The 19,849-nt window shown below is 71.8% G+C and carries 16 protein-coding genes and 2 pseudogenes; 8 read left to right on the top strand and 10 right to left on the bottom strand.

Annotation, left to right across the window (positions count from 1 at the left end; all coding sequences use genetic code 11):
* Positions 1-116: 116 nt before the first annotated feature.
* The 6 genes from VTA80_RS07520 to VTA80_RS07495 all read left to right on the top strand — a co-directional run bounded on the left by VTA80_RS07520 (position 117) and on the right by VTA80_RS07495 (position 5,829).
* Positions 117-1,601, top strand: coding sequence for a DEAD/DEAH box helicase (locus VTA80_RS07520; protein WP_407344773.1), 1,485 nt, complete (start codon positions 117-119; stop codon positions 1,599-1,601).
* A 378-nt stretch (positions 1,602-1,979) separates the two neighbouring features.
* The gene (gene msrB, locus VTA80_RS07515) at positions 1,980-2,390 is read left to right on the top strand and encodes a peptide-methionine (R)-S-oxide reductase MsrB (protein ID WP_407344772.1); all 411 of its coding nucleotides are present in this window, start codon (positions 1,980-1,982) and stop codon (positions 2,388-2,390) included.
* Positions 2,391-2,475: 85 nt separating this feature from the next.
* The gene (locus tag VTA80_RS07510) at positions 2,476-3,219 is read left to right on the top strand and encodes a nuclease-related domain-containing protein (RefSeq protein ID WP_407344771.1); all 744 of its coding nucleotides are present in this window, start codon (positions 2,476-2,478) and stop codon (positions 3,217-3,219) included.
* Positions 3,220-3,357: 138 nt separating this feature from the next.
* Positions 3,358-3,957, top strand: a complete 600-nt coding sequence (locus tag VTA80_RS07505; RefSeq protein ID WP_407345722.1) for a hypothetical protein — start codon at positions 3,358-3,360, stop codon at positions 3,955-3,957.
* Positions 3,958-4,200: 243 nt separating this feature from the next.
* A complete protein-coding gene (locus VTA80_RS07500) occupies positions 4,201-4,821 on the top strand; it encodes a DUF47 domain-containing protein (protein WP_407344770.1) in 621 nt (206 codons plus the stop codon).
* A gap of 6 nt (positions 4,822-4,827) precedes the next feature.
* A complete protein-coding gene (locus VTA80_RS07495) occupies positions 4,828-5,829 on the top strand; it encodes an inorganic phosphate transporter (protein ID WP_407344769.1) in 1,002 nt (333 codons plus the stop codon).
* Between the two features lie 73 nt (positions 5,830-5,902).
* Here the strand turns inward: VTA80_RS07495 and VTA80_RS07490 are convergent, their stop codons facing one another.
* The 5 genes and pseudogenes from VTA80_RS07490 to mshD form a co-directional block, all read right to left on the bottom strand.
* Positions 5,903-6,907, bottom strand: coding sequence for a DUF222 domain-containing protein (locus VTA80_RS07490; protein WP_407344768.1), 1,005 nt, complete (start codon positions 6,905-6,907; stop codon positions 5,903-5,905).
* A gap of 67 nt (positions 6,908-6,974) precedes the next feature.
* Positions 6,975-7,313: pseudogene (locus tag VTA80_RS07485) on the bottom strand (DUF222 domain-containing protein); the annotation flags it as partial.
* A gap of 580 nt (positions 7,314-7,893) precedes the next feature.
* Positions 7,894-8,880 carry an NUDIX hydrolase gene (locus VTA80_RS07480; protein ID WP_407344767.1) on the bottom strand — a complete coding sequence of 329 codons (987 nt, stop codon included), beginning with the start codon at positions 8,878-8,880 and terminating at the stop codon, positions 7,894-7,896.
* The gene (locus VTA80_RS07475; RefSeq protein ID WP_407344766.1) at positions 8,877-11,147 is read right to left on the bottom strand and encodes an RNA degradosome polyphosphate kinase; all 2,271 of its coding nucleotides are present in this window, start codon (positions 11,145-11,147) and stop codon (positions 8,877-8,879) included. The genes VTA80_RS07480 and VTA80_RS07475 overlap by 4 nt, the downstream gene beginning before the upstream one ends.
* Before the next feature lie 95 nt (positions 11,148-11,242).
* On the bottom strand, positions 11,243-12,205 hold the full coding sequence (mshD, locus tag VTA80_RS07470) for a mycothiol synthase (protein WP_407344765.1): 963 nt from the start codon (positions 12,203-12,205) through the stop codon (positions 11,243-11,245).
* A gap of 81 nt (positions 12,206-12,286) precedes the next feature.
* On the opposite strand from mshD, the gene VTA80_RS07465 reads away from it, so the two are divergent.
* Complete coding sequence (locus VTA80_RS07465) at positions 12,287-13,399, top strand: FAD-dependent oxidoreductase (protein ID WP_407344764.1); 1,113 nt, start codon at positions 12,287-12,289, stop codon at positions 13,397-13,399.
* Positions 13,400-13,513: 114 nt separating this feature from the next.
* Here the strand turns inward: VTA80_RS07465 and acs are convergent, their stop codons facing one another.
* The 4 genes and pseudogenes from acs to VTA80_RS07445 form a co-directional block, all read right to left on the bottom strand.
* Positions 13,514-15,493, bottom strand: coding sequence for an acetate--CoA ligase (acs, locus tag VTA80_RS07460; RefSeq protein WP_407344763.1), 1,980 nt, complete (start codon positions 15,491-15,493; stop codon positions 13,514-13,516).
* A gap of 77 nt (positions 15,494-15,570) precedes the next feature.
* Complete coding sequence (locus VTA80_RS07455) at positions 15,571-16,263, bottom strand: hypothetical protein (RefSeq protein ID WP_407344762.1); 693 nt, start codon at positions 16,261-16,263, stop codon at positions 15,571-15,573.
* Positions 16,264-16,360: 97 nt separating this feature from the next.
* Positions 16,361-16,762, bottom strand: coding sequence for a formate/nitrite transporter family protein (locus VTA80_RS07450; protein ID WP_407344761.1), 402 nt, complete (start codon positions 16,760-16,762; stop codon positions 16,361-16,363).
* 95 nt (positions 16,763-16,857) lie between these two features.
* A pseudogene (locus tag VTA80_RS07445) lies at positions 16,858-17,175 on the bottom strand (formate/nitrite transporter family protein); the annotation flags it as partial.
* 105 nt (positions 17,176-17,280) lie between these two features.
* Between VTA80_RS07445 and VTA80_RS07440 the strand changes: the two are divergent.
* Positions 17,281-18,360 carry an NADH:flavin oxidoreductase/NADH oxidase gene (locus VTA80_RS07440; RefSeq protein ID WP_407344760.1) on the top strand — a complete coding sequence of 360 codons (1,080 nt, stop codon included), beginning with the start codon at positions 17,281-17,283 and terminating at the stop codon, positions 18,358-18,360.
* A gap of 46 nt (positions 18,361-18,406) precedes the next feature.
* On the opposite strand, the gene VTA80_RS07435 is transcribed toward VTA80_RS07440, so the two are convergent.
* Positions 18,407-19,798, bottom strand: a complete 1,392-nt coding sequence (locus VTA80_RS07435) for an NAD-dependent malic enzyme (RefSeq protein WP_407344759.1) — start codon at positions 19,796-19,798, stop codon at positions 18,407-18,409.
* Positions 19,799-19,849 lie beyond the last annotated feature (51 nt).

Raw genomic sequence — 19,849 nt, 5'->3', positions numbered from 1 at the left:
CGGCCAGGTACACTTGTCGACCGTGGGCCGCTTTCTGCGAGCCCCGACGTCGTGGAGCACCTGCGAGTTCACGCGGCGAGCCCCGACTCATCTAACGCCGGAAAGGCGACCTTTACATGCCTACGTTCTCTGATCTTGGTGTGCCCGAGACCCTCGTGCGCTCCCTCGCGGAGAGCGGGATCACCTCCCCGTTCCCCATCCAGACCGCCACCCTGCCGGACACCCTGCTCGGTCGCGACGTGCTCGGCCGTGGCCGTACCGGCTCGGGCAAGACCCTCGCGTTCTCCATCCCGATGGTCGCGCGGCTCGCCGCGTCGAAGGGGCAGCGCAAGCCCGCCCGTCCGCGTGCGCTCGTGCTGGCACCGACCCGCGAGCTCGCCAACCAGATCGCGGAGGTCATCGCGCCCCTCGCCAAGACCCAGCACCTGAGCGTCACCACCGTGTTCGGCGGCGTGTCCCAGGGCCGCCAGGTCTCGGCGCTCAACGGCGGGATCGACATCCTCGTTGCGTGCCCCGGCCGGCTCGAGGACCTCATCAAGCAGCGGCTCGTCTCCCTCGCGGGCGTCGAGATCACCGTGCTCGACGAGGCCGACCACATGGCCGACCTCGGCTTCCTCCCCGGCGTCAAGCGCCTCATGGACCAGACCCCGAAGGTCGGCCAGCGGCTGCTCTTCTCCGCGACGCTGGACAACGGCGTCGACATGATCGTCAAGCGCTACCTGACGAACCCGCTGCACCACTCGGTCGACTCGGCGGACTCGCCGGTCGAGAAGATGACGCACCACGTGCTCGCCGTGCACGACGCCGAGTCCAAGCGGCTCGTGGTGAACGAGCTCGCGTCCGGCACCGGCCGCCGGCTGCTGTTCACGCGGACCAAGCACCAGGCGAAGAAGCTGGCCAAGCAGCTCACCGCCGCCGGGATCCCCGCCGTCGACCTGCACGGCAACCTCAGCCAGCCGGCGCGCGAGCGCAACCTCGCCGCGTTCGCCGCGGGCGAGGTGCGCGTGATGTGCGCGACCGACATCGCGGCGCGCGGCATCGATGTGCACGACATCGAGCTCGTGGTGCACGTCGACCCGCCCGCCGAGCACAAGGCCTACCTCCACCGCTCGGGTCGGACCGCCCGTGCCGGGCACGAGGGCGTCGTCGTCACCGTCATGCTCCCCGAGCAGGCGGGCGACGTCCGCACCCTGACGCGTCAGGCCAAGATCAACGTCACACCCGTGCGGGTGGGACCGGGCTCGCCGGTCATCGCCAAGCTCGTCGGCGAGGTGGCCGACATCGTCATGCCGACCGCGCCGCCCGTCTCCGTGCCGCACCAGGGTTCTTCGCGTGGCGGTGACTCGGCCGGCCAGGGTCGCGGCCGTCGCAGCACCGGTCGCAGCCCGCGCCGTGGTGGCGCCGGCACCGGTGGTTCCGGTCAGGGTGCAGCCGCCGGTCAGGGCCGTACCGGCGCCGGTCGCGGCGCAGGGCAGCCCGCGCGGGCCAGCCGTCCCGCCCAGGGTGGCTCGACGGTCATGTACACCTCCACGACGGGTGGCCGCAGCGGCGCCGTCGAGATGTCCCGCGGCTCGGACGCCGGCCGCCGCCGCTCGCGCTGACTCCGGCCGTGCGTCGAGTTCGCTGATTTCGCCCGAGTTCGCTGGTTCAGACCGGCGAGCTCGGCGCAGATCAGCGAACTCGCATACCACCGTTCGTGACGTCGACGCCGGTCAGCAGCGCCCCGCGGCGTCGAGGGTCTGGACGACGACGAGCCGGGCCCCGGACGCCGCTGCTTCCTCGGTGCGGGCTTCGGGGTGACCCGCGCTGTCGATTGCGCCACTCCCATCGACGGTCGGGCGCTGCGCGTGAGGCTCGGCACGGGCGAAAATGGGGCAGACCGCCCGGGGAATCCCCGTCGACCGAGGCTGGTTGACACCACGTGGGTCCCCGACGGTTCCGCGACGAGGTCCCGCCCGAACGGACGAAGGAGCGCACATATGGCCGCCTACCCGGTACAACGCAGCGACGACGAGTGGCAGCTCGAGCTCAATCCGCAGGAGTTCAGCGTGCTGCGGCGTGCGAGCACCGAACGACCCTGGACCGGGGCCCTGCTCGGTGAGAACCGCGAGGGCATCTACCGGTGCCGGGCATGCCGCGCGGAGCTGTTCCGCTCCGACACGAAGTTCGACTCTCACTGCGGCTGGCCGAGCTTCTACTCGCCTCTCGCGGGCGACGCGGTCGAGCTCATCGAGGACCGGAGCCTCGGCGCAGTACGCACGGAGGTGCGTTGCGCGACGTGCGGATCGCACCTCGGGCACGTGTTCGACGACGCACCGCAGACCCCGACGGGGGACCGCTTCTGCATGAACTCGGTCTCGCTGACCTTCGAACCCGACCCCGCCGTCTGATCAAAGGTGTGACTATGGGTCTGACCAGCGGAGCGGCCTGCGCTGAACAGTGAACTTCAGGCCGGGACCTGCCGATAGGACCAGCATGTCCTCGACCCTCACCGTGCGCCGGTGGAACCGTCTCGGTGCTGACCGGCTCGTGGTCACCGCCGACACCGGTGCGAGCGTCGGCTGGATCGATCTGACGTCGGGCGAGGTCGTCGTCGACCACCCGGCGGGTGAGGGTGCGGTGCGTCGCGCCGCGCAGGCCTACCTACGCGCTGACGTGCTCGAGCTGGTGCTGCCGCAACCGCGCCGCGCGTTGGATGCCTTCGATGCGTTCGGTCGGGACGAGACCGCGCGCGCGGACGCCGTCAGCCCGGCCGACGAGGGGATAGCGGCGAGGCTGGAGCGCCTCGTGGCCGTCGGTTGGCTCGCGCTGCACGACCTGCCGGTGGGGCTCCAGGGCGGGCTGCTCGACCATCTCCTGATCGGACCGGGCGGCGTCTACGCGATCCGGTCTTACGCGCATCCCGGCTCCGTCGCCTGCCTGAGCCGGACGGGGATCGTCGTGGACGGCCGTTCGACCAACTACCTGCGGGACGCGCAGCTCGAGCAGGCCCGCGTGGAGCACCTGCTCGGCGCGGCCGCCGGCCTGGTGGTCGAGGTGCGTGCGGTGATCGTCCTCGATGCGGTGGTCTTCGCGCCAACCCGGAGGCCCGACGCCGCGTTGGTCGTCACCCGTGACGACCTGCCAGACGTGTTCCGCCGAGTGCCGCCGCGGCTCGCCGCGACGAAGGTCGAGGCGATCCGCGCCGCCGCGGGCCGCCGGGCGACCTGGCGCTCCTAGCGCGACGACCCGGTGGGCCGTACCGGGTGTCATCGGGGCTGACCCGGGCTCTTCGGGGAGAATGGGGACCATGACTCCAGGCAAGGTCGCACGATGAGTGATCCACGCCCGACACCGAGCAGGCCACGCCGCCCGGCGATGCTCGACCCGCGTGCCGCGGACGAGCTCCCCGGGGACAGTGATCCGGCCCTGCGCTCGGAGATCGCCCACACGACCGCGGGCGCCATCGTGCACCGGGCCCGGGCGTCCGAGGACCCCGAGGTCGTCGAACGGCTCGTGCGCCTCGTCGAGGCCGAGGGGCTCGACGAGCTTGCCGCGCTATGGGCCGACAGCCCTGCCGGCACGCTGCCCGGGGCGCTGTGGCGGCTCTACGTGCTGCGCGAGTGGGTGCGGCGTGACCCGGCGACCGTGGCCGAGCGGTACCGGTCCGGCGCGGCCGCGGCGCAGGTGCCCGGGGTCGTCGCCGGGGTGGCCATGCCGCCCGGGCCCGACGACGTCCGCCGCGTCGCCGACGCCGTCCTGTCGGGCGTCTTCGCCGGCGACCTCGCGGTCGCCCTCGAGCGGGGCGCGGCCTTCTGCCGGGTGCTGGCCACGGGCGCCGCGTTCGACGCGGACGGGGTGGACGACGTCGATCCGGACGGCGCGCGGCGGCTCACGCGGGGCGCGTCCTCCCTCATCCGCACGGCGGAGGAGCTCGAGCTTTCGGCCGAGCTGTGGCGCCAGGGGCGACTGGACTAGCCCTGGTATCCGGGGGTGCTGGCGTAGAGTGTTGCGACGACGTCGGGCCGCGGTAGCCCCGGGCTCCACATATCGCCGCCTCGAGCGGCCTTCGCGCCGACAGGCGCTTCCCGGTCCGGCGTCGTCTTCTTACTCTTTCTGGTGACCCGGATGATCCGTAGTTCATCTGGTGTTGGTTAGGTGTTCACCTGACGGCTGCTCTAGCCTGTGGGCGACCCAGCGTCCCCCCTTCGGAGCCCTCCAGTGCGCATGCGCCTGACCCCGCGTGATACGTCGTTCTTTGATCTGCTCGCCGTGACGGCTGAGCACCTGATCACCGGCGCCAACCTCCTTGCCGAGCTTCTCGGTGCGGACCGTCAGGCGCGGATCGCGATCGGAGCTCGGCTAGCGGACGTCGAGCACCTCGCCGACGAGTCGACGCACGCGATCATGCACCGCCTGAACAAGACGTTCGTGACCCCGTTCGACCGGGACGACATCTCCAATCTCGCCTCGGCGCTCGACGACTGCATGGACTACATGGAGGAGGCCGGCGACCTCATCGTGCTGTACAAGCTCGATGCGCTGCCCGATCGGGTGTCCGAGCAGGTGCAGGTGCTGCAGCGGGCCGCCGAGCTGACCGCCGACGCGATGCCACGGCTGCGCTCGATGGCCGATCTGCCGCCGTACTGGGTCGAGGTGAACCGTCTTGAGAACCAGGCTGACAAGGTGCACCGCGAGCTCCTCGGGCAGCTGTTCGACGAGGTCACCGACCCGATTCAGCTGATGAAGCTCAAAGAGGTAGTCGAGCGGCTCGAGGATGCCGTGGACGCGTTCGAGACGGTGGCCAACGCCGTCGAGACCATCGCTCTCAAGGAGTCCTGAGAAGCGGTGGAGCTTGTTCTTGTCGTGATCGTGGTCGTTGTCGCGCTCGGTTTCGACTACACCAACGGGTTTCATGACGCCGCCAACGCCATCGCCACCTCGGTCTCGACCCGTGCGCTGACACCGCGGGTCGCGCTCGTCATGGCGGCCGTGTTCAACGTCATCGGCGCGCTGCTCGGCACCGGGGTGGCGCTCACCATCGGGTCCGGCATCATCGACATCTCGTCCGACTCGGGCGTGCAGGGCCTGGTGGTCGTGCTCGCCGCTCTGGTCGGCGCGATCACGTGGAACCTCATCACCTGGTGGCTCGGGCTGTCGTCGTCGTCGACGCACGCACTCATCGGGGGGCTGACCGGGGCCGGGCTCGCGTCGTCGACCACTGTGCACTGGAGTGTGATCCTCGACAAGGTCGTCCTGCCGATGGTCATTTCGCCGCTGGTCGGCTTCGGGCTCGCGTACCTGCTCATGGTCGGCGTGCTGTGGATCGTGCGGAGCATGGCGCCGGCCAAGACGATGCGTCGGTTCCGCCTCGCCCAGACGGCCTCGGCGGCCGCGATGGCGCTGGGCCACGGGCTGCAGGACGCGCAGAAGACCATGGGCGTGATCGTGCTGGCGCTCGTCGCGGGCGGCCTGATGCCGAGCGGCTCCGACATCCCGCTGTGGGTCAAGCTCGCGGCCGCGACGGCGATCTCGCTGGGCACCTACTCCGGCGGGTGGCGCATCATGCGCACGCTCGGACGAAAGATCATCGAGCTCGACCCGTCGCGCGGGTTCGTGGCCGAGACCGTTGCGGCGTCGGTGCTCTACACGACGGCCTTCGTGTTCCAGGCCCCCATCTCGACGACGCACACCATCACGTCGGCGATCATGGGCGTCGGTGCGACCAAGCGACTGTCGGCCGTGCGCTGGGGTGTCGCGAAGAACATCGGCATCGGCTGGATCCTCACCATCCCGATGGCCGGACTGGTCGCCGCCGGCATGTACGCGATCTTCAGCCTCTTCCTGTAGCAGACACCGTCGGTCGACAGCACGCAGTAATCCGTCGGGGGATCGTGCGTCCAGGGTGCAGCGGGGCGTCGGGTCAGCGGCGGATGACGACGCCGTGGCGGTCGGTGAATCGCCACCCGGTCGGTGTCCAGGTGATCTCGATGTTGTGGTCGTGGGTGTGGTCGTGGTGGTGCCAGCACAACAACACCCCCGTGGTGGCATCGGTGTCACCGTGATCACGGAACCATTGAATGGAGTGGTGGCATTCGCACATGCGCGGGGGCGCGGTGCAACCGGGGTATTGACAGTGTTTGTCGCGGGCGATGATCGCGCGACGTAATTGGCCGGTGAAGGTGCGTTTGGCGCGACCGATATTGATGAGCTGCGAGTCCGGGCTGAACATGAACCGGCTGATCTCCGCGTCGCACAGCAGTCGGTCCAGTACGACGCGCGGGACCAGCTGCCCGTCCTCGAACACCGCCGGACGCAGCACCTCCGGCACCAGCGACGACCCGTGGGTCCGTGCAGGGTCGAGCACACCGGGGACGTGCCCCGCGGGGTCGAGCAGGCCTTGGTCGAGCAGCCCGGGGTCGAGGAGTCCGCCGGGTGCCGGTGGCGGGAACAGCAGGGCCGGGTCCACCTGGTCGCAGTCGGTGGGGTGCAGGGTGGGGTCGAGCAGGTGGGTCACCCCGGCGCGGGTGGTCATGGCGATCAGGGTCGGGTAGTCCACCAGCACGCTGATGTGCGGGCGCACGGAGGCGCCTTTGCCGGTCAGGCCCTGGTCCAACGTCAACCGGGCCAGGTCCGACAACGCACCCGCGCGCCGCTGCGACGCGGTGCGGTCATCCCCGGCCGCCGGGACGCCTTGCACGGCCTGCAACGCGACCAGCAGTCCTTGGCCGTGCTCAGTGGTGAGGAAGCCCGAGAGGTGGCACCCCCCGGTGGTGGCGGAGATGTCGAAGAACTCCCGCTCGGTGGCGCCGGTGTACCCGCGCTCGTCCGCCTCCGGGTCCGCGGCCGCGGCCCAGCGGCGGGCGAGCATGCGCAGCGTGTCGGCGCTGACCTGCGCGGCCTGGTCCAGCAGGAACCGTTCCCCCACCGGGGAGTGCGGGGTCGGACAACACCTGACGGCGCAGGTCGCTGGTCGCCGCGGCCGTGGTCAGGATCTCGGCCTGCTCCACACTGACCCGCCCCTCACCCCCGGTGACCACCGCCGCCGCGGTCAACGGCAGCTCGTCGCGCAGGGCGTGGGCCAGGCGCGTCATCCGCTTGGCCTTCGCATAGGTCAGGTGCGCACGGCGGGCCAACCACGTCGGGAACGTCCGGGCGCCGTTGGCGTTCCACGGCACGTCGGACTCGACCACGGGCAGCGCACGGGTGGCGATGGCCTGCAACCGGTCCGACAGCTCAAACACCACGTCGAACAACTCCAACGCCCCGGCCCCGTCCAGATCCCGCGGCGACACCTCCGCCAACGCATCCACCTTCGCCCGGATCACCGCCATCTGCTCCGCCAGCCACACCGACGACACCGATGACGACGACACCGATGACGACGAGGCCGGCGGCGTGGGCGGCTGGGACGACGACCCGGTGTTGAGCGGAGAGGTGCGCGCGGGCGTCGACGCGCCCGGCGGGATAGCTGGCGGCGTGGACGCAGGCTGCTGCGCGGCGGCTGGCGGAGTGGGTCCAGCCGGCCGCGACGACGCGCGCTCGTCCTCTTCAAAGGTCATCTCACACCCCCCCGTCACCGCTCGTCAGGAATACCCCTGCTGCCTCAGAACCGGTGAACCCTCACCATTTCCGATGCAACTCACACTAACCGGGGCCACCGACATTCCACGCCCCGTCGTCGGGCAGGGGATGTGGACAAAGAACAACGCACAGAAACCTGTGGATTGGTATTCGGAAAGGATGCCTGTGGGTGGCCCGTCGACCACATTCCTCGAGCACATCCGCCGGCGCTCACGGCTTCAGGGACCGGTGTGCGCGCACCCCGTCAGACTCCCCGAGAGCCGCGTCTGGCGGGGCCGGACGACCGGGGACCAGCCCGCGTCGCCCCCGAGCGCCGAGAACCCGGGGGGTTCAGCCGCGCGTCGGGGCAGCGGGACGGTGGAGCTCGACGCCCAGGACACGGGGGCCCTTGGCGGTCTGGCCGATGTGCGAGACGAGCACCTGGCCCGGCTGCAGGTACGGGTCCTTCGTGGGCAGCGTGCTGGCCACTGACCGGCGCGAGTGCTGCCCGAGCACGTCGAGCACGGTCGGGAGCACCGGCCGGTGCGTGCACATGACGACGTCCTGACCCGACTGGAGCAGCCGCCACACCTCGCCGGCGACCTTGCTCGGGGACCGCTCGTGCGCCGCCTCCGTCAGGTCCGAGTAACCCGGCTCGATCCCGGCCGCGCGCGCATACGGCTCGATCGTCCGTGCGCAGCGCTCCCAGGCGCTCGTGACGACCTCGCGGATGCCGAACGCGGCGAGGACAGGGACGAGCGACTCGGCCTGCGCGCGGCCGGGGCCGGTCAGCGGGCGGTCGGTCTCGTCACCGTGCCAGGACGCGCGGGTCTGCGCCTTCGCGTGCCGCGCCACGGCGAGCACGGTGGTGTCGAGCCGCCCCTTCTCGTGCAGCGAGACGAGCTCGGTGAGTGGGATGCGGTCGTCGGCGCGGGTGAGGGTCTGTGAGGCCTTCTCGACGCTCATCCACTCGATGTCGTCGATCTCCTCGACGCTGGCCGGGGTGACCGGGACGCGGGCGGCGTGCGCCGGCGCGTCCGCCTCACCCACCACGCGAGCCGACCACAGCCGCACGCGCTTGATCCGGCCGTCCGTGAGCCGGTACCGCAGTCCCGGCAGGGGCATGCCGAGGACGACGTCGTGCCCGGTCTCTTCGCTCACCTCGCGCACACCTGCGGCCGGCAGCGACTCACCGGGGTCGACCTTTCCCTTGGGCCACGACCAGTCCTGGTAGCGCGGTCGGTGCACCAGCAGCACCTCGAGCGACTCCGAGCCGGTACGCCATACCAACGCGCCGGCGGCCATCACGGGCGGCTGGCGCGGTCCGGAGCTGCTCACCGCGCGCGGGCCGGGCGGCGGCGTTGCGCGATGTGCCAGGCCTGCAGGTCGGAGAGCGGCGTGCCGTCCTCGCGCAGGGCGTGGCGCACCCAGGATCCGTCGGCGTGCAGGTGCCACGACGAGGTGTCGTCGCTCATCGCCCGGTCGTTGAGGTCGATCAGCTCGGCGATCTGCTCGGGGTCGACGATCCGGATGAGGGCCTCGACGCGCCGCTCGAGGTTGCGGTGCATCAGGTCGGCGGATCCGATGAACACCTCGGGGCCGTCGCCGGAGGAGTCCGCGAACGCGAAGATCCGGGAGTGCTCGAGGAACCGGCCGAGGATCGAGCGCACCTGGATGGTCTCGCTCAGGCCCGGGACGCCGGGGCGCAGCGCGCAGATCCCGCGCACGACGAGCTCGATCGGCACCCCCACCTGGGAGGCCCGGTACAGCGCGTCGATCACCGACTCGTCGACGATCGAGTTCACCTTGATCTTGATCCAGGCAGGTCGACCCCCGACCTGAGCGGCGGCCTCGCGGTCGATCCGTTCGATGAGGCCGGGGCGCAGCGAGCGCGGCGCGACCAGCAGCCGGTGGAACCGCGACTTGGGCGCGTACCCGCTGAGCTGGTTGAACAGCCGGGTCAGGTCCTGACCGACGTCGAGGTCGCAGGTGAGCAGCCCGTGGTCGGTGTACAGCCGCGCGGTCTTCGGGTTGTAGTTGCCCGTACCCACGTGGCAGTAGCGCCGCAGCCCGTCGGACTCCTGGCGGACCACGAGGCTCAGCTTGCAGTGTGTCTTGAGCCCGACGATGCCGTACACGACGTGCACCCCGGCCTGCTCGAGCTTGCGGGCCCACGAGATGTTGGCCTGCTCGTCGAACCGCGCCTTGATCTCGACCAGGGCGAGCACCTGCTTGCCCGCCTCGGCCGCGTCGACCAGGGCGTCGATGATGGGCGAGTCGCCCGAGGTCCGGTACAGGGTCTGCTTGATCGCGAGCACGTTCGGGTCCGCGGCGGCCTGCGCCAGGAAGGTCTGGACCGACGTCGAGAAGGAGTCGTACGGGTGGTGCAGCAGGATGTCGCCCTCGCGGATCGCGGCGAACACGTCGGTGGGCTTGGCGCTCTCCACCTCGGCGAGCTGGCGGTGCGTGGCCGGCACGAACCGCGGGAAGCTCAGGTCGGCGCGGTCGAGGTCGGCGATGAGGTTGAGGCCGGTCAGGTCGAGCGGGGCGGGCAGCTCGTAGACCTCCTCCTCGGTGACGCCCAGCTCGCGTACGAGCAGGTCCCGGATGCGCGGCTGGATCTGCTCGGCGAGCTCGAGGCGCACCGGCGGCCCGAACCGGCGCCGCAGCAGCTCCTTCTCCATCGCCTGCAGGAGGTTCTCGGCGTCGTCCTCCTCGACCTCCACGTCCTCGTTGCGGGTGACCCGGAACGTGTGGTGCTCGACGATCTCCATCCCCGGGAACAGCTGGTCGAGGTGCTGGGCGATGACGTCCTCGACGGGGACGAACGACATCGGGCTGATCTTCGTGGACTCGGCCTGCGCACCCGGGCCGCCCGGCGCGCTCGGCCGGCCGCGCGCGTCCACGGCGATGAACCGCGGCAGCAGCGGTGGCACCTTGACGCGTGCGAAGTGCTCCTTGCCCGTCGCGGGGTTGAGCACGACGACGGCCAGGTTGAGCGAGAGCCCGGAGATGTACGGGAACGGGTGGGCGGGGTCGACGGCGAGCGGCGTGAGCACCGGGAAGATCTGCTTGCGGAAGAACTTCTGCAGCCGTTCGTGCTCCGTCTGCGCCAGGTCGTCCCAGTGCACGAGCGTGATGCCTTCGGCGGCCAGGGCCGGCTGGACCTGCTCGGAGAACACCCGCGCGTGGCGGTCCATCAGCTCGTGCGACCGCTCGCCGATGACCTCGAGCACCTGGCGGGGGCTCAGGCCCGACGCCGCCGTCACGGCCAGCCCGGTCGCGATGCGTCGTTTCAGGCCCGCCACCCGGACCATGAAGAACTCGTCGAGGTTGGACGCGAAGATCGCCAGGAACCGCACGCGCTCGAGCAGCGGCTGGTGCGGGTCCTCGGCGAGCTCGAGGACCCGCTGGTTGAAGGCGAGCCAACTGAGCTCACGATCACTGAACCGGTCCTCCGGGAGCGCCGCGGCGACGTCCAGCACGGCGCGCACGTCGCTGGTCGCCTCGCGGGCCTGCGCCACGGCGGGGACGGGTCCGGGGGCAGCGGCGATCGGCGGCCGGCGAGTCTTCGAAGTCCGGGGACGGGCGGTCGGTTCACTCATGCGCCCATGGTGCCACCGATGGGTGAACGGGAGGTGCCGCGCCCGGCGTCGTCCGAAACTGCAGCCCGAACTGCGCGTCTACCCGAACTGCGCGTCTACCCGAACTGCACGTCCACCCCCGCGCGCCTGAAGCCGACGCGGGTGTAGGCGCGGATCGCGATCTCGTTGTCGGCGTCGCAGTACAGGATGGCGCGCGTGAGTCCGCGGCGAGCCAGGTGGTCGAGCCCCTCGTGCAGCAGGGCGCCCCCGAGCCCCAGCCCCTGGGCGTCCGGGTCGACGCTGATGACGTAGATCTCGCCGGCCGCCGGCTGGGTCCCGTCCGCGAGGTGCACCTTGGTCCACACCGACCCGAGCAGGACGCCGTCGCGCTCGGCGAGCAGGAAGCCGGCGGGGTCGAACCACGGCTCGGCCATCCGCGCGTCGAGGTCCTGCCGGGTGATCCGTCCCTGCTCGGGGTGGCTCGCGAACGCCCTCGCGTTGGCTCGCCGCCACTCGTCCTCGTCCCGGCCGGGCACGAACGCGCGCACGACGACGCCCCGCGGCCGCGGCGCCGGCTCGGCGGCGGGCCACCCGGTGAGATCGAGGCTCATGAGCCACAGCTCGCGGACGACGCCGAGGCCCGCGCCCGCCGCCAGGGCGCGCGCCGCCGGCAGGTCGCCGTGCGCCCAGACCGTGAAACGGCGTCCGTCCGGGTCCTCGGGCCCGTCGGCGGCCAGCGCGCGAGCAGCGTCCAGGAGCCCCCGCCCGATCCCGCGGCGCCGGGCCGCGGGATCGACCACGAGCTCGAGGCCCGCAGCCCCGGGCGCGCCGAGGTCGAGCTGCGCGTACCCGACGAGCGCGCCGCTGCTGGCGCTGTCGGCGGCGGCGCCGTCATAGGCGAGAAGGTGCACCGTGTCGTCGGCCGTGCCGTCGTCACCGGGGGCGATCAGGCGCAGCAGGGGCTGCTCGGAGAGGGGGGCGACGCCGTCGGTCGCGGCGGCCCGGCCGGCCAGGTCACGGATCGCGGCGGCCGCCGGAGCAGAGATCGGGCCTCGGAGGGTGACGGGCAGCGGGGACATCATGGCCTCCATCCCATCACGGGAGCGCGCGGCCGAGGGACGGTTCGTCGTTCGCCCACCGGTCGTGGCACCGTTGATCGGATGAAGGACTCCCACGGCACGCGCGTCGACGTCGTCGTGATCGGGGCCGGCCAGGCGGGGCTCTCGGCGGCGTACTACCTGCGCCGTGCCGGCCTCGCGCCCCGCGGACCCGGTCGGGCTGCGGCCGCCGGCGGCTTCGTGGTGCTCGACGACGCTCCGGCGCCCGGGGGTGCGTGGCGTCGCCGCTGGGACTGGTTGCGGATGCAGGACGCGCACGGCGTGCACCAGCTGCCCGGTCGGCCGCTGCCCGCCGGGGATCCCGAGGAGCGTGCGTCCGTCGCCGTCGCGCGCTACTTCGCCGAGTACGAGCGTGCGCTCGAGCTGCCCGTGCTGCGGCCGGTGCGGGTCCGGGCCGTGCGCGACGTCGGCGGGCCCGGTGGTCTGCTCGCCGTGGAGACGCCCGACGGCGAGTGGCTCACCCGCGCGGTCATCAACGCGACCGGCACCTGGCAGCGTCCGTTCTGGCCGGCGTACCCGGGCCGCGAGACGTTCGCGGGAGAACAGCTGCACGGCCGTGACCTGCGGTCGGCCGCGGACTACCTCGGTCGGCACGTCGTCGTCATCGGTGGTGGCACGTCGGCGGTCCAGCTCCTGCTGCAGCTCGCGGAGATCACCACCACCACGTGGGTCACCCGCCGAGCCCCCGAGTTCCTGACGCGCCCGTTCGACGAGGAGTGGGGGCGGGCCGCCGTCGCGCAGGTCGATGCGCGGACCCGGGCCGGACTGCCGCCCCAGAGCGTGGTCGGCGTGACCGGCCTGCCGCTCACCGAGGTGTACCAGCGCGGGATCGACGCCGGCGTGCTGGTCCCGCTGCCGATGTTCGACCGCATCGTGCCCGACGGCGTCGTGTGGGACCCGAGCCTGGTGCCGCCGGCCCCGGCCCACCTGCGTGCGGACGTGCTGCTGTGGGCGACCGGCTTCCGTGCGGACCTGGGCCACCTCGCACCGCTCGGGCTGCGGACCCGGGGCGGCGGGATCGTGATGGACGGCACGCAGGTGGTCGCCGATCCGCGCCTGCAGCTCGTGGGCTACGGCCCGAGCGCAAGCACGATCGGCGCCGCCCACGCCGGCCGCGAAGCGGTCCGCAACCTGCGCCGCCTCCTGACGTTCTGACGCGCACGCGTCGAGCGGTCAGTTCGCTGTTCGTGCGCGAGTTCGCCGGTTCAGACCAGCGAACTCGCGCCACACCAGCGAACTGACCGCCAGCGACTTAACGGCCGACGGACGTCAGCGCGAGGTGGGGATCGCCGGCTTGTCCAGGCCCTTCGCGATCAGATCCATCACCGACGAGTCGGCCAGGGTGGTGGCGTCCCCGACCGTGCGGTGCTCCGCGATGTCGCGCAGCAGCCGGCGCATGATCTTGCCCGAGCGGGTCTTGGGCAGCTCCTGGACCACCAGGATCCGCTTCGGCTTCGCGATCGGCCCGATCTCCTTGGCGACGTGCGTGCGCAGCGTCTCCACCGTGTCGCCGTCCTCCTCGATCCCGCCGCGCAGGATCACGAACGCGACGACGACCTGCCCGGTCGTCTCGTCCGACGCGCCGACGACGGCGGCCTCGGCCACCGACGGATGCGAGACCAGCGCCGACTCGATCTCGGCCGTGCTCAACCGGTGGCCGGACACGTTCATCACGTCGTCGACCCGGCCGAGCAGCCAGATGTCGCCGTCCAGGTCCTTCTTCGCACCGTCGCCCGCGAAGTAGAGCCCGGCGAACCGCGACCAGTAGGTGTCCTGGAACCGCTCCGGGTCGCCCCAGATCCCGCGCAGCATCGCGGGCCACGGCCGGGACACCACGAGGTAGCCGCTGCCGCCGTCGGGCACGGGGTGGGCCTCGTCGTCGACGACGTCGGCGCTGATCCCGGGCAGCGGGGTCTGGGCCGAGCCGGGCTTGAGCGACGTGATCCCGGGCAGCGGGGAGATCATCATGGCGCCGGTCTCGGTCTGCCACCACGTGTCCACGATCGGGGTCACGTCCGAGCCGATGACCCGGCGGTACCAGGTCCACGCCGCGGGGTTGATCGACTCCCCGACGCTGCCGAGCACGCGCAGCGACGACAGGTCGTGCGCCGCGGGGTACTCCTCGCCCCACTTCATGCAGGTCCGGATCGCGGTGGGGGCGGTGTACAGGATCGAGACCTTGTACTTCGCGATGATCTCCCACCAGCGCGCGCGGGTCGGGGTGTCCGGGGTGCCCTCGTAGATCACCTGGGTCGCGCCGTTCACGAGCGGCGCGTAGGCGACGTACGTGTGCCCGGTGACCCAGCCGACGTCGGCCGTGCACCAGTACACGTCGGTCGCGGGCTTGAGGTCGAAGACGTTGAGGTGCGTGTACGCCGCCTGCGTGAGGTAGCCGCCGGTCGTGTGCAGAATGCCCTTCGGCTTCCCGGTCGTCCCGGACGTGTAGAGGATGAACAGCGGGTGCTCGGCCTCGACCCAGACCGGGGTGTGCTGGTCGGACGCCGCGGCGAGCGCCTCGTCCCACCAGACGTCGCGACCGTCGGTCCAGGCGGTGTCCTGGCCGGTACGGCGCACGACGAGCACGTGCGCGACGGACGGGGCGCCCTTCGCGAGCGCGTCGTCCACCGCCGGCTTGAGCGCGACCGCGGAGCCGCGCCGGTAGCCGCCGTCGGCCGTGATGACGAGCTTGGCCTCGGCATCCTCGATCCGGGAGTGCAGCGCCTCGGCGGAGAAGCCGCCGAACACGACCGAGTGCAGCGCGCCGATCCGGGCGCACGCGAGCAGCGAGATGACGGCCTCGGGGATCATCGGGAGGTAGACCGCGACCCGGTCGCCGGTCGTGACGCCGAGCGCCTGGATCGCGTTGGCGGCCCGGGACACCTCGCGCTGCAGGTCCGCGTAGGTGATCGCCCGCGTGTCGCCGGGCTCGCCCTCGAAGTAGATCGCGACCCGGTCGCCTTTGCCGGCCTCGACGTGCCGGTCGACGGCGTTGTAGCAGGCGTTCAGCGAGCCGTCGGCGAACCAGCGCGCGACCGGGGCCTTCGACCAGTCGAGCACCTCGGTGAACGGCGTGTGCCAGCTGATCAGGCCGCGGGCCTGCTCCGCCCAGAACCGCTCCGGGTCCGCGGTGGCCGAGGCGTAGACCTCCGGGGTCGCGTTGGCCTGAGCAGCGAAAGCCGGGGCCGGCGGGAAGCGCAGCTCCTGCGTCGTGTTGTCCGGGCCGGTTGAGGTCGAGGCGTCATGGGTCACAAGTTCCTCCAGCGCGCAGCGTCAATGGTGCGTGATCTCGGGTCTACCGACCCGCTGGGGGCGACTCTAGTGCGCGGTCAGGACTCGCGGGCCTGTTCGCGGAAGGCTCCGAGAGCCAGTCCGCGGCGGCGCGCGAGCGACAGCGCGGTCGCGGCCGCGAGCAGCAGGATGCCGGTGAGGAACAGGCCGCCGGTCGTCGCCGCGGTGATCGAGTTGACCACCGTGAGGTGGTTCTGCTCGGTCGAGATCAGGCGCACGGTCTCCCGGTGGGCCTGGTACGGGGCGAACAGGTAGGCCGCGCCGAGGGCGATCAGGACCAGCCCGCCGGTCAGCGGCGCCGTGGGCGTCCACACGCCCGCGAGGACGATCGCGCCCGCGACGAGGACTCCGATCGAGACCAGCACGATCCCGAGCGTCTCGGGCGTGACGTCGGACCGGCCGACCCCCTGGGCCAGGATGCGCGACTGGCCCAGCACGAGGAAGCACCCGGCGACCAGCGCCAGCGCGAAGCCCACGAGGGTGCCGAGCACGTGCCCGCCGAACCCGGTGGTGCGCGGTCCGGTCGGGACCGGGAACGCGTCGCCGCTCGGGGTGCGGTCGTCGCTCGGGGTGCGGTCCTCGCGGTCGCGACGCGGTGCCTCGTCCGTGAGGTTCTCGTCCGGGGCGGTGACGGGGGCGAAGCCCTGGCCGGGCTCGGGTGCGGGCGGGTCTGTCAGCGGCGAGCCTGCGGGTTCTGGGCTCGGGACCTGCGGCTGCTCGGGGGTGCTCATCGGTGCTCCGTTCGCGGCGGCGTGGCGGTGCCCTGAGGTGCGGCTCCGACGATGGGCAGCATAACTACCGCTCACGGTCGGTCCGGGGAGGCGGCGATCAGGACGTGCGGTCGGCGAGCGCGGCCGGCGCGGGGACGACCGGCGCGGGGACGACGGGAAGGGTGCGGCGACCGGCCACGACGGCGTAGGCGACGCCCACGACGACGGCCCCGCCCACCAGGTTGCCCAGGCCGACGAAGAGGAGGTTGTGCCCGAACTCCGCGAGCGTGGCGCCCGGCAGGCCGGCGAGGAGCCCGAGGGAGAACGTCGTCATGTTCGCGACCACGTGCTCGAAGCCCGAGGTGATGAAGGCGAGCAGGCACCAGAAGATCACGAAGAGCTGGGCACCCTCGGAGCGCAGCCGCGCCGCCGACCACATCGCGAGGCACACCAGCATGTTGCAGAGCACGCCGCGCCAGAACAGCTGGCTGCTCGGCTCCTCCGCTTTGGTCGCGAGCATGCCCGCGAGCATCTTCCCGGCGGGGGTCTCGGGGCGAGCACGCCCGACGAGTGGACCATGAACGCGAAGATGAACGCCCCGACCAGGTTCCCGACGAACGAGAACGCGAGCGTCCCGGCTGCGGGCCGCCACCCGATCGTCTTGCCGATTGCGCCCTGGGTGAGGGTCATCATGTTCGACGTCGCGAGCTCGCCGCCGGCCGCGAAGACCAGCGTGAGCGCGACCCCGAAGACGAGACCCGACACCAGCTTGGTCCACGCCGACCCACCGACGTACAGCCCGCCGGCGGCGCTCACCATGAGCACCACGGCGATGCCGATGTACGAGCCGGCGAGCGCCGACTGCACGAGATAGGCGACCGGGCGTCGCGTCCCGGCGACCTTCGTCGCGGCGTAGTGGACCTGGTAGTCCATGGTCTCGCTCATGTTCAGCACCGTCCCAGGGTCCCCTATGTCGGGCTGGTCCTGTCGGGACCAAGGCCCGGGAATGGGCTCTGGGGATGCGTAGGTTGCTCAAGTGTGACCAGTCAACTGTTCGAGCCCCTGACCCTGCGTGGCACCACGTTCGCCCATCGGATCTGGCTCGCGCCCATGTGCCAGTACTCCGCGATCGACGGGATGCCGAACGACTGGCACCTCATGCACCTCGGTGCGCGCGCCGCCGGCGGGTTCGCTCTCGTGCTCGCCGAGGCAGCCGCGGTGGTGCCCGAGGGGCGGATCACCGCGCAGGACGTGGGCCTGTGGTCCGACGAGCAGGCCGTCGCGTGGGCTCGCATCGTCGACTTCGTGCACGCGCGCGGCACGCGCATCGGCATCCAGCTCGCGCACGCGGGGCGCAAGGCCTCGACGCAGCTGCCGTGGTCGCCCGGTCGCGGGTCGGTCCCGGTGGCCGACGGCGGCTGGCAGTCGCTCGCCCCGTCCGCTTCGCCGTTCCCGGGGTACGCCCCGCCGGTGGCCATGACGGCCATCCAGATCGCCGCTCTGCCGGCCGCGTTCGCCGCGGCCGCGGCGCGGGCGGAGGCCGCCGGGTTCGACGTCGTGGAGATCCACGCCGCGCACGGGTACCTGCTGCACGAGTTCCTGTCGCCGCTGTCCAACGACCGCACCGACGAGTACGGCGGCTCGCTCGAGAACCGCGCGCGGCTCGTCGTCGAGGTGGTCGACGCCGTTCGCGCCGTCTGGCCCGCGGACAAGCCGGTCTTCGTGCGGTTCTCGGCGACGGACTGGACCGCCGGCGGCCTCACGGTCGACGAGGTGACCCAGGTCGCCAAGGAGCTAGCCGCGCACGGGGTCGACCTCGTCGACGTGTCCTCGGGCGGCAACGTGCCCGCCGAGATCCCGCTCGGACCGGGCTACCAGGTCCCGGCCGCCCGGGCGGTGCGCGAGGGTTCCGGGCTCCCCGTGGGCGCCGTCGGGCTGATCACGACGGCGCACCAGGCCGAGCAGGTGCTGGTCGACGGCGCCGCGGACGCCGTCTTCCTCGGCCGGGCCGCGCTGCGCGACCCGATGTTCCCGCTGCGCGCGGCCCACGAGCTGGGCGTCGGTGTCAACGAGGCCGGCTGGCAGCCCCAGTACATCCGAGGCGCCTGGCCCCGCTGATTCAGGCCCCGCTGATTCAGGCTTCGCTGACTCAGGCTTCGCTGACTCAGGCTTCGTCGCGGGCGGCCTTCTCGACCGCGGCGGCCACGACCGTCGTGACATCCGGGTGGAAGACGCTCGGGACGATGTAGGTCGCGTTGAGCTCGTCGTCCGTGACGACCGACGCCAGGGCCGTTGCCGCCGCTAGCAGCATCGACTCCGTGATCTGGTGCGAGCGCGCGTCGAGCAGGCCGCGGAAGACGCCCGGGAACGCCAGCACGTTGTTGATCTGATTGGCGAAGTCGGACCGGCCGGTGCCGACGACGGCGGCGTGCACGGCGGCGTCGACCGGGTCCACCTCGGGACGCGGGTTCGCCATCGCGAACACGATCGAGTCGGCTGCCATCGTCGCGACGTCGTCGCCTGTGATGACGTCGGGGGCGGACACCCCGATGAACACGTCCATCCCGGCGAGGGCACCGACCAGCGTGCCGGTCACGCCGCGCGGGTTCGTGTTCTCGGCGGTCCAGACCAGCTGCGGCGCCAGCCCGGGGCGGCCTGCGTGCACGACCCCGTCGACGTCGGCCACCACCACGTCGCGCGCCCCCGCCGCGAGCAGCAGCTTGAGGACCGCGGTGCCGGCGGCGCCCGCGCCCGAGAGAAGGATCTTCACGTCGGGCAGCTGCTTGTCGACGACCCGCAACGCGTTGGTGAGCGCGGCGACGACCACGATCGCGGTGCCGTGCTGGTCGTCGTGGAACACGGGGATGTCCAGCCGCTCGCGCAGGCGCCGCTCGATCTCGAAGCAGCGCGGCGCGGAGATGTCCTCGAGGTTGATCCCGGCGAACACCGGGGCGATCGCGACGACCGTCTCGACGATCTGGTCGACGTCGGTCGTGTCGAGCGCGATGGGGAACGCGTCGATCCCGGCGAACCGCTTGAACAGCACCGCCTTGCCCTCCATCACCGGCAGCGCGGCGAGCGGGCCGAGGTTGCCCAGGCCGAGCACGGCCGTGCCGTCGGTGACGACCGCGACGGTGTTGCGCTTGATGGTCAGGCGGCGCGCGTCCTCGGGGTGGGCCGCGATCGCCTCGCAGACGCGGGCGACGCCGGGCGTGTAGACCATCGACAGGTCGTCGCGCGTGCGCAGCGGCACCTTCGACTCGATCGAGAGCTTGCCGCCCAGGTGCAGCAGGAAGGTCCGGTCGCTCACCCGGTCGACGACGACGCCCGGCAGCACGCGCAGCGCGTCGACGATCTCGGCCGCGTGCTGCTCGCCGCGCGTCGCGCACGTGACGTCGACCGTGATGCGCTCATGGGCCGACGACGTGACGTCGAGCGCGGTCACGATGCCGCCCGCGCGCTCGATCGCCGTGGTGAGCTCGCTGACCGCCGTCGGGCGGGCCTCGACCTCGAGCCGGGCGGTGATGGACGAGGAGACGCTCGGCGCTGAGGACATGGGCCGAGTGTGCCACCGGGGGTGGGTCCTGGAGCGCTCATTGGCAGCGCT

Origin of the sequence: Pengzhenrongella phosphoraccumulans, assembly GCF_045689905.1 — a bacterium.
GTDB lineage: Bacteria > Actinomycetota > Actinomycetes > Actinomycetales > Cellulomonadaceae > Pengzhenrongella > Pengzhenrongella phosphoraccumulans.
The sequence above is the reverse complement of the archived record's forward strand: the minus strand, read 5'-3'. Positions and strand labels throughout refer to the sequence as shown.

Excerpts from the sequence above, each read along its gene's own strand:
- VTA80_RS07450 (WP_407344761.1), bottom strand. The coding sequence starts at position 16,762 with ATGCTCGCGACCAAAGCGGAGGAGCCGAGCAGCCAGCTGTTCTGGCGC.
- VTA80_RS07520 (WP_407344773.1), top strand. The coding sequence starts at position 117 with ATGCCTACGTTCTCTGATCTTGGTGTGCCCGAGACCCTCGTGCGCTCC.
- VTA80_RS07475 (WP_407344766.1), bottom strand. The coding sequence starts at position 11,147 with ATGAGTGAACCGACCGCCCGTCCCCGGACTTCGAAGACTCGCCGGCCG.
- VTA80_RS07435 (WP_407344759.1), bottom strand. The coding sequence starts at position 19,798 with ATGTCCTCAGCGCCGAGCGTCTCCTCGTCCATCACCGCCCGGCTCGAG.
- VTA80_RS07505 (WP_407345722.1), top strand. The coding sequence starts at position 3,358 with ATGCTCGACCCGCGTGCCGCGGACGAGCTCCCCGGGGACAGTGATCCG.
- msrB (WP_407344772.1), top strand. The coding sequence starts at position 1,980 with ATGGCCGCCTACCCGGTACAACGCAGCGACGACGAGTGGCAGCTCGAG.
- mshD (WP_407344765.1), bottom strand. The coding sequence starts at position 12,205 with ATGTCCCCGCTGCCCGTCACCCTCCGAGGCCCGATCTCTGCTCCGGCG.
- VTA80_RS07510 (WP_407344771.1), top strand. The coding sequence starts at position 2,476 with ATGTCCTCGACCCTCACCGTGCGCCGGTGGAACCGTCTCGGTGCTGAC.
- VTA80_RS07455 (WP_407344762.1), bottom strand. The coding sequence starts at position 16,263 with ATGAGCACCCCCGAGCAGCCGCAGGTCCCGAGCCCAGAACCCGCAGGC.
- VTA80_RS07465 (WP_407344764.1), top strand. The coding sequence starts at position 12,287 with ATGAAGGACTCCCACGGCACGCGCGTCGACGTCGTCGTGATCGGGGCC.